The sequence below is a fragment of the Pseudomonas sp. Pseusp10 genome (assembly GCF_059492225.1).
Genome location: NZ_CP168528.1, coordinates 3523293 through 3536490, shown reverse-complemented (window position 1 = coordinate 3536490; position 13198 = coordinate 3523293). Strand labels below are relative to the sequence as shown.

Sequence of the window (13198 nt, the reverse complement as noted above, 5' to 3'; positions counted from 1 at the left end):
TCGATGTCATGTCCAAACTGCATACGAGCATCCAGATAGGCCCATACCAGATTTCCCATCGCGTCGTTCTGGCGCCACTGACCCGTATGCGTGCCGAGCCGGGCGCCATCCCTGGCCAGTTGATGGCCGAGTACTACGCCCAGCGTACCACCGCCGGTGGCTTGCTGATCGGCGAAGCCACTATCGCCGCAGCCAATGGTAATGGCTACCTCGGTGCTCCCGGTCTGTATGACGACAGCCAGATCGCCGGCTGGAAGCTCGTGACCGACGCCGTTCATGCCAAGGGCGGCAAAATCTTTCTGCAGCTCTATCATGCGGGGCGCCAGTCCAACAGCCTCCTGCAGCCGGACGGCGCCCAGCCGGTGGCCCCTTCCGTCGTTGACCACGGCGGCCTCGCCTTCACCGAGACTGGCTGGACCCCCGCCAGCCCGGCGCGAGAATTGACCATCGCGGGAATCCACGGGCTGGTGGAAAGCTTCCGCGCCGCCGCCGTACGCGGTATCGCAGCCGGGTTCGATGGCGTGGAGTTGCACTCGGCCAACGGCTACCTGTTCGATCAATTCCTGCAGGACGGCAGCAACAAACGTACGGATATCTACGGTGGCTCGTTCGAGAACCGCAGCCGGTTCCTGCTGGAAGCGGTAGAGGCAGTGATCTCCGTCTGGGGCAGCAATCGGGTGGCGGTACGCCTGGGGCCGAGCGGCAACTTCGGCGATATGTCCGACAGCGACCCCATTGGCCTGTTCACCTATGTCGCGCGCGCGCTGAACAAGCTGGACCTCGCCTATCTGCACCTGATCGAGCCACGCATCCTGGGTCTCATCGAAGACGAGCGCCGCGACCAGAATCCGGTGGCGTCCCAACTCATCCGCCAGCACTACAAGGGCACCCTTATCGCGGCGGGCGGCTTCTCCGGTGAATCGGCCAACGCGATCCTCGAGGCCGGCGATGCAGATCTGGTCGCGTTCGGCCGCCACTTCATCGCCAACCCTGACTTGCCGGAGCGCCTGCGCAACGGCTGGCCACTGAACCCGTACGACCGCGAGTCGTTCTTCGGTGGCACGGAAGCGGGTTACACGGACTATCCTTTCCACACTGAAGTTGCGTGATAATTTGCACCACTGGTAACTGGGGCCATAGTGCCCCAGCTGCCTCCCCGCAAAAAATCACTCACCCAAACTGCCGCGTTTCACCGTAGCTTCTGCCAGCGGCCTCAAGGTGCATGCTGGCTGTTGGATGGAGCTAACGCATGAAAGACCTTTTCTCCTACAGGCTTTTCACAAGGGTGGCGCGACTGGGCAGCTTTTCGGCCGCGGCACGCGAAGTGGGCCTTTCTCAATCCCAGGTCTCCAGGATTGTGGCCGAGCTCGAAGCCGATCTCGGCACCCTGCTGCTGGCTAGATCGACACGTGCCGTCGTACCGACTGAGGCAGGGGCGGATTTTCTCTCGCGCATGGAACCCATCCTCGCTGCGGTGGAAGAAGCCGAGCAAAGCGTTCGCGGTGGCCTGGAATTGCGTGGGGTCGTGCGGATCAGCATGCCAACGAGCATCGGCGTACGGGAAATCATTCCGCGTATAGCGCCGTTCGCAGCGATACACCCCAACCTGCATATCCAGGTGCTGCTCGCCGATCATTGGCAGGATCTGGTGCGCGAAAATATCGATGTAGCGATAAGGCTGGGACGGCTGGTGGACTCCAGTGCTACGAGCCGTCAGATCATGACAATCTCCAGATTCATTCTCGCCTCACCGTCCTACTTGCGCGCCGCTGGGGAGCCGACTCTGCCTGAGGACCTGCAATCGCATCGAATCATCGCCGGTCCAGCCTCGACGGTCCCGAGCGGGTGGATGTTCAAACGCAATGGCGAGACCAGGACGATTCAGCTCGAAGCGCACTTCTCGACCGACGAAAACGAAGGCGCTGTCGCGGCGGCAACTGCCGGTTTAGGGATTACATCGACAACAGCATGGGCGTGTCGGCGGGAGCTTGAAAGCGGTGAACTCGTCGCGCTGCTCACCGATTGGGAAACCGAATCCGTACCGGTGCATGCCTACTTCCCCCACGGCTCGCGAACCCGCAGGGCCGGCCGCGCCCTGATCGAACATCTTGTCGCCAGCCTGCTTGACGATGCCGGCGGTGCTTATGCATCCGACGCATAGAAGATAGCCAGCCACAGCGTCTACTCCAATCCCGCCGAAGCTGCCAGTTTAGCGCCATACCCCGCGACGCAGCGGTCGAGCTGAACGGCCTGGCAGCGTGGCGGACGCCCTGACTTTTTCGTTCAAGGAAATCCCTCATGCGCATGACTGGCAACACGATCTTCATCACTGGCGGCGGCTCCGGCATCGGCCGTGGTCTGGCAGAAGCCTTCCACAAACTCGGCAATCAAGTGATCATCTCCGGTCGTCGCAAGGCGCGGCTGCAAGAGACGCTCGACGCCAACCCCGGCATGGCCGCACTTGAACTCGACATCAACGACACGGCCAGCATCCAGGCGGCCGCGCAGCACCTCATCGACCATTACCCCGAGGTCAATGTGCTGATCAACAATGCCGGCATCATGCTGCTCGATCATGCCGAAGGTCCGGTGGACGATGAGCTTGCCCTGTCGACCGTCACCACCAACCTGCTGGGTCCGATCCGCATGACCTCGGCGCTGGTCGAGCATCTTAAGGCCAAGCCGGATGCGGTCATCGTCAACGTCTCCTCGGTGCTCGGCTTCGTGCCAATGGCCGTGACGGCGGTCTATTCGGCGACCAAGGCCGCGCTGCACTCCTACACCCTGTCGCAGCGCTACCTGCTGCGCGAATACGGTGTCCAGGTGGTAGAGATCGCACCGCCTTGGGTACGCACCGAATTGCTCGACAGCAGCGAGGAAGAACGCGCCATTCCCCTCGACCAGTTCATTGCCGGAGCCATGGCGCAGTTCGAGAGCGGCGTGGACGAAATCCTTGTCGCGCCCGCCGAGGCGATGCGTGCCAACCCTGGCCCGAACGAGCACGCGTGGGTCAATCAGTTCAACGACATGATTGCAAGCGGACCGGCTTTCGGCTGAGACCACAAAGCGATATTGGGCGGCCCTACAGTCGCCCTCCCCTTTACATTGTTAGCAGGAAACCGACCATGACTTCACATACCCCCGCCGAGAACAAGGCCATCGTCCTCGAAGGTTTCGCAACCCTGTTCAATCGCAAGGATCTGGCTTCAGCCGAACGCTTCTGGTCACCCTCCTATATCCAGCACAGTGCTCATGTGCCCCCTGGTCGCGAGGGTCTGTTCGAGTTGGTCGCCGCAGGATCGTCCGATATGCGTTACGAATGTCAGTTGGCAGTCGCTGAAGGCGACTTCGTCATGTTGCATGGTCGCTTCACTGGCCTCGGACAGCCGGCGAACTGGGTCGTGGTCGATATCCTGCGCCTTGAGAATGGCGTGATGGTCGAACACTGGGATGTGATTCAGGACGAGGCGACGCGCGAAGGTTCCGCCGGCGGGTACCCAATGTTTGGGGATCAGTTCCCGGGCTAATGCTCCATTAAACAGTTTAAGGAATTCAGGCCGAACTCAGGCGACGCTCGATTGCGGGACGCATTCCTTGAGTTGAAAGAGTCTCGGTAGACAGCTATCAACGCAATCAGGCGGTCGCTTTTGATGAACATGTTATGTTATATCTTTTACAAACATGCACTGTCAGTCACCACTGACAGAGCCATCCACTCCCTGCTTGCGACATTCGATGACAACTTCTACTCACATCCCGCCCATCACAAGCTTGAACCAACGTCTGCTGTCCATTGATGCACTAAGGGGATTGGTAATCCTCCTTATGCTGCTGGATCACGTGCGCGAAACGTTCTTTTTGCACCGTCAAGTAGCAGACCCGATGGACATCGAATCCACTGAGCCGGCGCTATTCTTCAGCCGCACACTTGCCCATTTGTGTGCGCCAGTATTCATACTGCTCACTGGACTTTCCGCTTACCTGTATGGCCAAAAGCACCAGGGCAAGGGCGATGTGTCAGCCTTTTTATTCAAGCGCGGTCTGTTCCTGGTACTGCTGGAGTTCACCCTGGTGAATTTCGCCTGGACATTTCAGTTCCCGCCTGCGGCAATTTACATGCAAGTGATCTGGGCCATTGGCATATGCATGATTGCCCTGGCCGGACTGGTTTGGTTACCCAAGCCCATTCTGTGCTGGCTGGGTCTGGTGATCGTGGCTGGGCACAACCTGCTGGATAATGTGCACTTCGCGACAGGCTCGCCAATGCATATACCCTGGGCGATTCTGCATGATCGCGGCTGGATCGATTTCTCCGACAGCTTGCGTCTGCGTACCTCTTATCCTGTGCTTCCCTGGATCGCTGTGATCGCCCTTGGATACTGTATCGGCCCTTGGTTTGCTGGCCAGGTTTTGACCGCAGAGCGTCAACGCAATCTGCTGCTTGCAGGGGCCGGGACATTGATCGGTTTTGTCGCACTGCGAGCTGTCAATGGTTATGGCGAGGTGCATTGGGTCGCCCATGAAGGCCTCACACAAACCCTCATGAGTTTCTTCAACATTACAAAATACCCACCTTCCCTGCTGTTCCTTTCGCTGACGTTGGGAGTGGGGCTGTTACTGCTTCGTGCCCTGGAACGGGCTCAACAACGCAAGTGGGTCAATGCATTGGCCGTATTTGGCGCAGCGCCGATGTTCTTCTACTTGCTCCACCTTTACGTACTCAAGGCGCTGTATCTGTTCAGCGTGGCGTTGTTCGGATTGAACCAGGGAGCTTTTTTCGGTTTCGACAGCATTTGGGCTGTTTGGCTTACGGCAGTGCTCTTGGCTTTATCCCTGTATTTACCCGTGCGCTGGTTCGCGGCATTGAAGGCACGCCGTCGCGATATCAGATGGCTCAAATACTTCTGATCAAGACGCTTGCTCACAAAAGGGGCCCCTGGAGAACCTGATGCCAGTCAGTTAAGCGGTAATGCGATCCGTAGCAGCTGCCGAGCCTGCGAGGCGGCGTTCGGCTGCATAGCAGCCGTGAGCCCTGCTGACGCGGTCTGCCTGACGTAGCGCGATTACTGGTTTTACGACTGCTCCGCAGCCGAACGCCGCCTCGCGGGCTCGGCAGCTGCTACAAAGGATGTCGCGGCTGAAACTGAATGGCATTACGCCCGAAGGCGGTGTACACGTAATGCAAAATCCCCCCGCCTTGAAGTACTCCACTTCATTGAGCGTATCAGTTAAGCGCTAATGCGATCTGTAGCAGCTGCCGAGCCCGCGAGGCTGCGTTCGGCTGCATGGCAGCCGTGAGCCCTGCTGACGCGGTCTGCCTGACGTAGCGCGATTACTGATTTTACGACTGCTTCGCAGCCGAACGCCGCCTCGCGGGCTCGGCAGCTGCTACAAAGGCGGTCACGCCCGAAGGCGGTGTTGTTGTCAGCGGTCGGTCAATGAGCGTATCAGTCAAGCGCTAATGCGATCTGTAGCAGCTGCCGAGCCCGCGAGGCGGCGTTCGGCTGCATAGCAGCCGTGAGCCCTGCTGACGCGGTCTGCCTGACGTAGCGCGATTACTGGTTTTACGACTGCTTCGCAGCCGAACGCCGCCTCGCGGGCTCGGCAGCTGCTACAAAGGGTGTTGCGGCTGAAACTGCCCCGTCCTAAAAACCTTTATCAAAACGGAATGAGGCGCCGTAAGCCGAATCCGGTAAATGGTTAGCGCCATCGTCCCGTAACCGCGAACGGAAAGTACCGCTCTGTGGCCGGGTACGATACAAGCCACGTTTTTGCAGTTCAGGAATGACCAGCTCAACGAAGTCCTCAAGGCTGCCCGGACTGATCAGCGGGTTGAGCATGTAGCCGCTGGTGCCGGAAATACGGGCGTGCTCTTCGATCCGATCGGCCACTTGTTGCGGCGTTCCCACCAGAATCAGATCACTGCCCCGAGTGATGTTAGCAAAGCGCTGTTTGACATCACCGGCGGTCAAGGGCTTGCCACTGCCATCGGGACGCATCACATAGGAGGTCATGCCTTCGGTGTGAGTAGACAACGCGTCGCCGTCCGCGTAGCGGCTGATGTCGATACCGGTATCGCCGGCATAACTCACCAGTTGCGCCTGCAAGTGATAGTTGCTTTGCAGTTCGTCATATTTGCGCTGGGCTTCGAGCTCGGTCCTGGCCGTGACGATGCGAAGTACCGTCAGTGATTTAACATCCCCGGCGTGACGCCCCCGTGCCCTGGCCTGCGTCCATATATCTTCCAGTCCCTGGCGAATCTCCAGCGGGTTGGACTTGGCGATGAAAATCAGTTCGGCGTGCTTGGCCGCAAACTCGCGACCACGGCCCGACCAACCGGCCTGGATCAGCAACGGTGTGCGTTGCGGTGACGGGGACGTCAAATGCGGCCCGGCCACCCGGTAATGCTCGCCAACATGATTGATCGGTCGCACGCGATCGCCCTTGGCATAGACTTGGCGAGACTTGTCGGCAACCACAGCGTCATTTGCCCAGCTGCCTTCCCAGAGTTTGTAAACGACATCGAGAAACTCTTCTGCGCGTTCATAGCGATCATCGTGCTTGATCATCTGTTCCAGGCCGAAGTTGCGAGCGGCACTGCTCAGGTAGGAGGTAACGATGTTCCACCCGACCCGGCCATTGGTCAGGTGATCCAGCGTGCTGAAGCGCCGGGCGTGGGTGAAAGGATGTTCATAACTGGTGGTGACAGTGACGCCGAAGGCCAGGTTTTCCGTCACCGCGGCCAATGCCGGGATGATCATCAACGGATCGTTGGCCGGTGCTTCCACCGCCCACTTCATCGCCGCGTCGGCATTAGCGCCAAACACATCGTAGAAACCCAGCACATCACCAAAAAACAGCATGTCGAGATGGGCCTGGTCGGCGATGCGTGCCAGGTTCGACCAGTAGCCCAGCGAGTTGATGGTCAGTCGCTCGTCAGCCGGGTGCGTCCAGAGGCTTGGTGCGCCGCCACAGCCAACACTGGCCTGCTCGTATAACGCAAACAACAGAGGTTTTGGATCGGACATCGTAGTACCTGTAAGAAGTCATTGAACGGGCGGGTCAGCGCTGATTCTTGAAACCTTTGCCGTAGTGGCGTTCAAGGCGGTTCTGTATCAACTCCAGTCCAATGGAAAGGAGCCAATAGATAACGGCTGCGGTGGTGAGCATTTCGATGTAGCGGTAGGACGAGCGACCGTACGACTGCGCCAGAAACATCACTTCCCAAACGCCCATCACCGATATCAACGATGAGTCCTTGAGCATTGAAATGAACTGACTGGTTGTCGGGGGAATGATCGTGCGCATGGCCTGCGGCAGGACGATGTGCAGAAACGTTGCCGCAGGCCTCAGACCCAGCGCCATCGCCGCTTCGCGCTGTCCGGGTGCTACAGCCATGATGCCGGCACGAAAAATCTCGCTGAGGTAGGCACCATAATTGAGCGAGAGCGCAATGATCCCCGCACTGATGGCGCCAGGAACTACCCCCAACTGCGGCAGCCCCAGGTAGATCAGCAGAATTTGAATCAGCAGTGGAGTACCGCGAAAAAAGGACGCATAGAAACTGGCAATGCCGAAAGCCACTGCACTGCGGGACAGGCGCGCCAGTGCCGTCACGAAGCCAAGGAGCAACGAAAGCCAGATCGAACAGAAGCACAAGAACAGCGTTAGTGCGGCGCCTTGCAAGAAACCGTCAGGCCCCGGATGCAGACCGATCAGATTGGGCAATTTCTCCAGAATGATCGAGAACTTCAGATCGAAGCTCATGAAAAACATGACGCACAGGCCGAACAACACTGTCCAGGTCAAATACAGGCGAGTGCGAAAACCAGGTAGCTGGCTGAAACGACGCGTCTTGGTTTCGGGGGCGACAGCCGCCTTGGCCGGGTGTGGATTGAGGGCTGTCATTGGCTGATATCGGCACCGATCCACTTCTGTGAAATCCTGCTTAATGTGCCGTCGGCCTTGAGCTGGGTGACGACCTCAGTGACTTTGGCATTCCATTGCGGATCGCCCTTTTCGATCGCTACCACGTTGGGTTCTGCATACAGCGTGTCGCCAGCAATTTTAAAGCGAGGATCCTGGGCGATGCGTTCGCGGGCAGTGATGAGGTTGGTGACCATGGCATCCAGGCGCACGCCCGTGCCCAGGGCCAGATCCTGGAAGGCTACCGTTTCGTTGTCGTATGGCGCGACCTGGACGCTTTCGAATGGATAACTCAACGGCTTGTCCTCGGCGCCCTCAATCACCAGATCCTTGTTCAAATAGGCTTCATAGGTCGACGCACTGATCACACCGACTTTTTTACCTGACAGATCCTTGCCCGTGACAATGTTCTTGTCTTTGGCATTCACCACAATCACGGCCGGGGACTGGTAATACTCCACCGGGAAGTCGAACACTTCGGCCCGTGCCTTGCTCGGGGTCATCGAGCAGACGCAGATGTCATATCGTCCGTTCCAGTGTCCGGCAGCGATGACATCCCAAGACGGTGTTTGCAGCTTCAGCTTCACCCCGAGCCGTTGCGCAACGGCCTTGGCGACATCGACGTCAAAGCCGTCCAGTTGGTTCTGTTCATTGAGAAAGGAGAATGGCGGATAGCTTTCCATCAGAACGCCGGTCAGCTCCCCGCTCCTGGTTACGCGATCCAGAGTGGAGCCCGCGAAAGCCGTCGAGCATGTAGCCAGCAATGCCAAGCCAAAAGGTAAAAGCGCCTTAGTTTTCACAGACAAGTGCTCCAATCGATTCAAAATACTGAATAGATTAAAACGCACTATAAAAATAGTTTGTACTTCATTTATGGAATATACGACTGCATTCAAGCTATATTGGATCGAGCGTTTCAGGCGCTTGCACCGCTGAATCCTGGTGGTAAGCAACGCCCCGACCGAACAGGTCCGGGCGTTGCTCTTTGCTCAGCGATAGCAATCGAGCAGGCGTGCGGCGACTTCCTTCAATTGCGCGTCGGCCAGACGGTTGATCCCGGCAGCACGCTTGCGCCCTCCCCCCGTTGGAAACTGCCGGCAGAAGGCATCCGCCGCCAATCCGGCCTCTTCCGGTACCCGCAGGCTAAACGACCAGTCACCGTCCGCCCTGGCGCTGAGCAAGCCGATCGCCTTGCGCGGTGAGCCGGCCGCCAGCTGATTGGCCAACACGCCACTGACCCGCCGCGCCCAGGGTTGCGCGGGCAGGCGGTACAGCCGCGCACCCCGGCCTTCGTGCCAGGGTTCAAGTCCGGCGGCAGCGGCCATGTCGGCGGCGTGGCCGATGCGCAGGGTGTTGAAACTTGTGCTGTGGCGGATGAAATCCCGCGGGTCGTGGTAAGGCAACAGCTCGGCGGCCAGCGCCAGCGGCTCGAAATGCAAGTCCGACAGGCTGTCGCCATAGGCGTTGTAGTTGAGCAGCAGTCCCAGTTCCTCCAGGGCCTTCACCTCATCGTTGGCCAGACCATGCTGCACCGCCAGCGCCCGCGCCGGGCCAGCCAGGCCGTCACCAAAGGCGGCGGCCACCGCCCAGCGATGATGACGCCCGTCCAACCAGGTGTTGACCAGCAGGCTGGTACACACCTGGGCGGCAGTGTCGATGAAGGACTCGAATGCCGGGTGCCGCGGCAGTTCGCCGGCAAAGTGGTGGTCGAAGTAGCGTACCCGGGCGCCGGCGTCGAGCAGGCGCAGGGTGGCCTCGCGGTTCTGCTCGTGGGCCACGTCCAGCACCGTGACCCGCTCGCCGGGCCCGGCCTGGACCCGGCGCAACAGTTCGATGTCGCGCTTGACCCCGCTGACCAGGCGCACCTGCGGATCCAGTTCGCCGGCCAGGCGCAACTGCTGCAGGGCGCAGAGACCGTCGGCATCGCCGTTGAAGGCGCAGTGATCGATTGTGTTCATCTGCCCTCCTCAGTACATGACTTCGCCGCCGTTGGCATCGAGTTGCGCGCCATTGATTGCACTGGCGTAGTCCGAAGCCAGAAACAACGCAGCGCGAGCGCACTCCTCGTCACTGCGCATGCGCCCGCCAGGGATGCCGGCACTGAACTCGGCACGCACCTGTTCTTCGCTGACACCACGGGCGGCAGCACTCTGGCGTACCAGGGCCTGCACCGGCTCGCCCCACATCCAGCCACAGGCCAGACCGTTGACCCGCAAACCGTGGGCCGCCTGCTCGCTGGCCAGGTAGCGCACGCTGGCCGCCAGGGCGCTTTTCGACGCGGCATAGGCCGCCCCACCCTGATACGGCTTGCGCACTCCCAGGGTGTTGATCATGACGATCGCCCCCGCGCCCTGCGCGCGCATCTGCGCCAGCACCGCGCGGCTCATGTTCAGCGAGCCCAGCAGGTTGACCTCCAGCGCCTCGCGCAGCGGGTCGTTGTCCGCCTCGTCCACCGCCCGGAAACCGCCATGGGAAAAGGCGCTGTTGATCAACGCATCGATACGACCGAATTGCTTGAGAGTGGCGTCGGCGAAACGATTGCAGGCCTGCACATCGGTGATGTCGGTGGCCACGCACAGCACTTCGCAATGTCCTGCGACCGCCTTGATGCGCTGTTGCGCCTCAAGCAGGCGGCCCTTGTCCCGTGCCCCGATGGCCACGGCCCTCGCCCCTTCGCGCGCGGCCTCAAGGGCCAGTTTGATACCCAGCCCGGGGCCGACGCCCGAGACCATCACGACTTTGTCTTCAAGCAGCATGGGATGAATCCTCTTATTGTTAAGGGACAGGCTCAGGCGCCCAGATGCCGGGCGCGGTACTCGGCGTAGTCACGTTGCAACAGTGCGTCACTGAGGCCGAACTGGTCAGGGCTGTAGTGATGGGCCGCGCGTTTTTCCCGGCCGTTGGCGGACAGCCATTGCCCCATGGCCGCCTGAACCTTTGGCGTGCATTCAAGGCCGGCGAAGCGATAGATGCGCTCGACCACTGCCTGGGGCGCGGCCAGGGTGTCTTCGAACCGCACATCGAGAAAGCGTTCGGCCGGCATGCCTTCGCGCACCGCCATGGCATGGCGCAAGGCCCGAGCCATGCGCCGGTTCCACTGCTCGCCGACGGCTTCGGCATCGGCCTCGTCGCTGTACAGCTGCCACAGGGTATGGATGAAGCTGGCCAGCGAGGGAATGGTCCTGGCCGGTTCGCGATGGGTGAGCACCACCTGCGCCCCGGGGAACACTTCGAACAACAGCTCAAGGGTATGCAGGTGCTGCGGGCTCTTGAGCAACCAGCGCCGGCCAGGGGCGATGCCACGGCGTGCCTGCTGCCATTGCAGGAACTGCAAGGTACGCTTGAGGTAACGGTAGACCTGGGTCTGGTCCTGACGGTCGAGCCAGGCGGTGTAGCCGGGGACGTTGACGTAGGAGTCCATGGCGCAGAGGAACGAGTGCTCCATCAACATGAACTCTTCGTCGGGCTGCTCGGCGTCCAGTGGGTGGATGGCCAGCAACTGCGGAAGGAACTCGATCATCGCCGCCACTTCGCTGCGTGCCCGGCCGAGGCGCTGCAACGGCTGCTCCAGGGTCTCCCCGCTAAGCGGCGCCGGGTAACGGGTTTCCCACCACTGTGCCTTGCTGAACTGCGGGTCCACCGCCAGGGTGCGTTGCAACAGTGTGGTGCCGGTGCGTGGCAGGCCGACGATCACCAACGGGTCGTTGATTTCCAGTTCGAGGATTTCCGGGAAACGTCGACAGTGATCTTCGATCACCAGGCGGTTGACCAGTTGCGCCAGCAGCTTCTCGCGCAACAGCGCACGCCCCCGGGACGATAACCGCGCTTCCTGTTCCAGGGCCTGCGCCAGTACCTGCAGGCCCTGGCGGAAATCACCCGGGCCGAAATCGTCAAGGCCACCTGCGCGAGCGCTGGCCTCGGCCAGCAGCAGGTCCGGAGAAAAATCGTTGCCGCTCATACTGCCAGCTCCTTGAGGTCATTGAGTTTGACCACGCGGGTGGTCGGGTGAACCGGTTGCCTGGCGCCGACCCAGCGCAGGCACAGGGTGCCGTGGGGATGGCCGGCGGTTTCCAGCCAGTTGGCCAGGCCCGGGTCACGGTGGCTGAGGACCATGCGCAGGCTGCCGTCCGCCGCAAGCTGCGCCGAATGCTTGTTAAGGCAGATGCGGTGGTAGCGGTAGTCGAGCGACTCCATCCAGTAGTTGTTGATCTGCAGGTTCCAGAAGTCGCAGGCCGGCACTTGGGCAACCTCGATCAGCAGCGCTTCGTCGTCAGCCAGTGCCCAGCAGGAGTGGTAGTAGAAGATGTTGGGGTCGCCACCCACGGCCTGGCACAGCGCCTGGTCGGCAGGCGGCAGCTGGTTGCTGTGCTGCTGGTAACCCTGAGCCCAATCGGCGAACAAGCGCGCAGTGTTCTCGACGAAACTGCCGACCCGCTGCAGGCTTTGCTGCAGACGCGCGGCATCCAGCGGCGCGGGTGCCTGGCTGGCCAGCAGGCGCTCGATGCGCAGCTGCGCCGGCTGTTCGCTGCTGCGATCGAGAAAGGTCTGGCGCACGATCAGCGCGTTGCTCTGCGGCTCAAGAGGCAGCCAGTTGCCGCTGGCCGGCGGGCGCTGGCTGAGGATGATCTCGAAATTGCCCTCGGCATCCAGCTGCAGTTGCCCGGCGTCGATAAAACCGGTCTGGATCATCTTGCCGTCAGTCTCGTAACCCCCCTTCTGCGAGCCGAAGCTCAGGTAGGCGACACTGCCGCGCTGCCCACTGACCCGGTATTCGTGCTCGCCGTTCAGTCGCGCATAGCGGTACAGGTTGTCGGGGTTGTCGGCGCCGATCTTGGCGGTTTCGTGGGAGGGGGTGATGAAGCCGGGGAAGTCGGGGTCGGCGAATTCCAGGTGCATATCCAGGGCGATGCGCAACAAGCGGGTGAGGTAGCGAAAGCCTTCGGCGCGGGTCTGCTCGTCGGCCGGGGCTTCGGCACGCAGTATCTGATTGCCGCTGCGGCGCAACTGCTCGCAAAACCGGGTCCAGGTCTCACCGCTGATGACTTCCTGTTGGGGGGTGTCTGTAGCCATGTCAGTCTCCTCTGCCGGCGGAGGGCCCGCCGCTGTACACGACCTTAGGGAGAAGCCCGGCAACGGTTCTTCGTCCGTGCGGACTAAGCGCCCGATCTAGTCCAGGCGGACGAGGAGCCGCCGGGTACAAGCGGTGAGGATCGCGCCTGAGCCCAGGGCTCACTGGCGCCACGGCCCGTGGCGCGCAGTCATCCTCACAGGA

12 protein-coding genes are annotated in these 13198 nt (G+C 60.8%); 5 read left to right on the top strand and 7 right to left on the bottom strand.

Annotation, left to right across the window (positions count from 1 at the left end):
- Window positions 1–8: 8 nt before the first annotated feature.
- The 5 genes from ACEN8Z_RS15950 to ACEN8Z_RS15930 all read left to right on the top strand — a co-directional run bounded on the left by ACEN8Z_RS15950 (window position 9) and on the right by ACEN8Z_RS15930 (window position 4908).
- Window positions 9–1109 carry an alkene reductase gene (locus tag ACEN8Z_RS15950; protein ID WP_495594812.1) on the top strand — a complete coding sequence of 367 codons (1101 nt, stop codon included), beginning with the start codon at window positions 9–11 and terminating at the stop codon, window positions 1107–1109.
- A 140-nt stretch (window positions 1110–1249) separates the two neighbouring features.
- Entirely contained in the window at window positions 1250–2161 is a 912-nt protein-coding gene (locus tag ACEN8Z_RS15945) for a LysR family transcriptional regulator (protein ID WP_495594811.1), read from the top strand.
- Between the two features lie 137 nt (window positions 2162–2298).
- Window positions 2299–3057, top strand: a complete 759-nt coding sequence (locus ACEN8Z_RS15940; RefSeq protein WP_495594810.1) for an SDR family oxidoreductase — start codon at window positions 2299–2301, stop codon at window positions 3055–3057.
- Window positions 3058–3125: 68 nt separating this feature from the next.
- Window positions 3126–3527, top strand: coding sequence for a nuclear transport factor 2 family protein (locus tag ACEN8Z_RS15935; RefSeq protein WP_495594809.1), 402 nt, complete (start codon window positions 3126–3128; stop codon window positions 3525–3527).
- A 208-nt stretch (window positions 3528–3735) separates the two neighbouring features.
- On the top strand, window positions 3736–4908 hold the full coding sequence (locus ACEN8Z_RS15930; RefSeq protein WP_495594808.1) for an acetyltransferase domain-containing protein: 1173 nt from the start codon (window positions 3736–3738) through the stop codon (window positions 4906–4908).
- 737 nt (window positions 4909–5645) lie between these two features.
- On the opposite strand, the gene ACEN8Z_RS15925 is transcribed toward ACEN8Z_RS15930, so the two are convergent.
- From ACEN8Z_RS15925 to ACEN8Z_RS15895, 7 genes are all read right to left on the bottom strand, one after another.
- Complete coding sequence (locus ACEN8Z_RS15925) at window positions 5646–7028, bottom strand: LLM class flavin-dependent oxidoreductase (RefSeq protein ID WP_495594807.1); 1383 nt, start codon at window positions 7026–7028, stop codon at window positions 5646–5648.
- Between the two features lie 34 nt (window positions 7029–7062).
- The gene (locus ACEN8Z_RS15920; protein ID WP_495594806.1) at window positions 7063–7908 is read right to left on the bottom strand and encodes an amino acid ABC transporter permease; all 846 of its coding nucleotides are present in this window, start codon (window positions 7906–7908) and stop codon (window positions 7063–7065) included.
- Complete coding sequence (locus ACEN8Z_RS15915) at window positions 7905–8726, bottom strand: ABC transporter substrate-binding protein (protein WP_495598139.1); 822 nt, start codon at window positions 8724–8726, stop codon at window positions 7905–7907. The genes ACEN8Z_RS15920 and ACEN8Z_RS15915 overlap by 4 nt, the downstream gene beginning before the upstream one ends.
- A gap of 189 nt (window positions 8727–8915) precedes the next feature.
- A complete protein-coding gene (locus ACEN8Z_RS15910) occupies window positions 8916–9884 on the bottom strand; it encodes a DHH family phosphoesterase (RefSeq protein WP_495594805.1) in 969 nt (322 codons plus the stop codon).
- Window positions 9885–9893: 9 nt separating this feature from the next.
- Entirely contained in the window at window positions 9894–10682 is a 789-nt protein-coding gene (locus tag ACEN8Z_RS15905) for an SDR family oxidoreductase (protein WP_495594804.1), read from the bottom strand.
- 32 nt (window positions 10683–10714) lie between these two features.
- Entirely contained in the window at window positions 10715–11884 is a 1170-nt protein-coding gene (locus ACEN8Z_RS15900) for a sulfotransferase family protein (protein WP_495594803.1), read from the bottom strand.
- A complete protein-coding gene (locus ACEN8Z_RS15895) occupies window positions 11881–12996 on the bottom strand; it encodes a DUF1214 domain-containing protein (RefSeq protein WP_442100735.1) in 1116 nt (371 codons plus the stop codon). The genes ACEN8Z_RS15900 and ACEN8Z_RS15895 overlap by 4 nt, the downstream gene beginning before the upstream one ends.
- Window positions 12997–13198 lie beyond the last annotated feature (202 nt).

Bases quoted from the DNA above. Each gene is read 5' to 3' on its own strand.
- ACEN8Z_RS15950 (WP_495594812.1), top strand. From the start codon at position 9: ATGTCCAAACTGCATACGAGCATCCAGATAGGCCCATACCAGATTTCC.
- ACEN8Z_RS15945 (WP_495594811.1), top strand. From the start codon at position 1,250: ATGAAAGACCTTTTCTCCTACAGGCTTTTCACAAGGGTGGCGCGACTG.
- ACEN8Z_RS15940 (WP_495594810.1), top strand. From the start codon at position 2,299: ATGCGCATGACTGGCAACACGATCTTCATCACTGGCGGCGGCTCCGGC.
- ACEN8Z_RS15935 (WP_495594809.1), top strand. From the start codon at position 3,126: ATGACTTCACATACCCCCGCCGAGAACAAGGCCATCGTCCTCGAAGGT.
- ACEN8Z_RS15930 (WP_495594808.1), top strand. From the start codon at position 3,736: ATGACAACTTCTACTCACATCCCGCCCATCACAAGCTTGAACCAACGT.
- ACEN8Z_RS15925 (WP_495594807.1), bottom strand. From the start codon at position 7,028: ATGTCCGATCCAAAACCTCTGTTGTTTGCGTTATACGAGCAGGCCAGT.
- ACEN8Z_RS15920 (WP_495594806.1), bottom strand. From the start codon at position 7,908: ATGACAGCCCTCAATCCACACCCGGCCAAGGCGGCTGTCGCCCCCGAA.
- ACEN8Z_RS15910 (WP_495594805.1), bottom strand. From the start codon at position 9,884: ATGAACACAATCGATCACTGCGCCTTCAACGGCGATGCCGACGGTCTC.
- ACEN8Z_RS15905 (WP_495594804.1), bottom strand. From the start codon at position 10,682: ATGCTGCTTGAAGACAAAGTCGTGATGGTCTCGGGCGTCGGCCCCGGG.
- ACEN8Z_RS15900 (WP_495594803.1), bottom strand. From the start codon at position 11,884: ATGAGCGGCAACGATTTTTCTCCGGACCTGCTGCTGGCCGAGGCCAGC.
- ACEN8Z_RS15895 (WP_442100735.1), bottom strand. From the start codon at position 12,996: ATGGCTACAGACACCCCCCAACAGGAAGTCATCAGCGGTGAGACCTGG.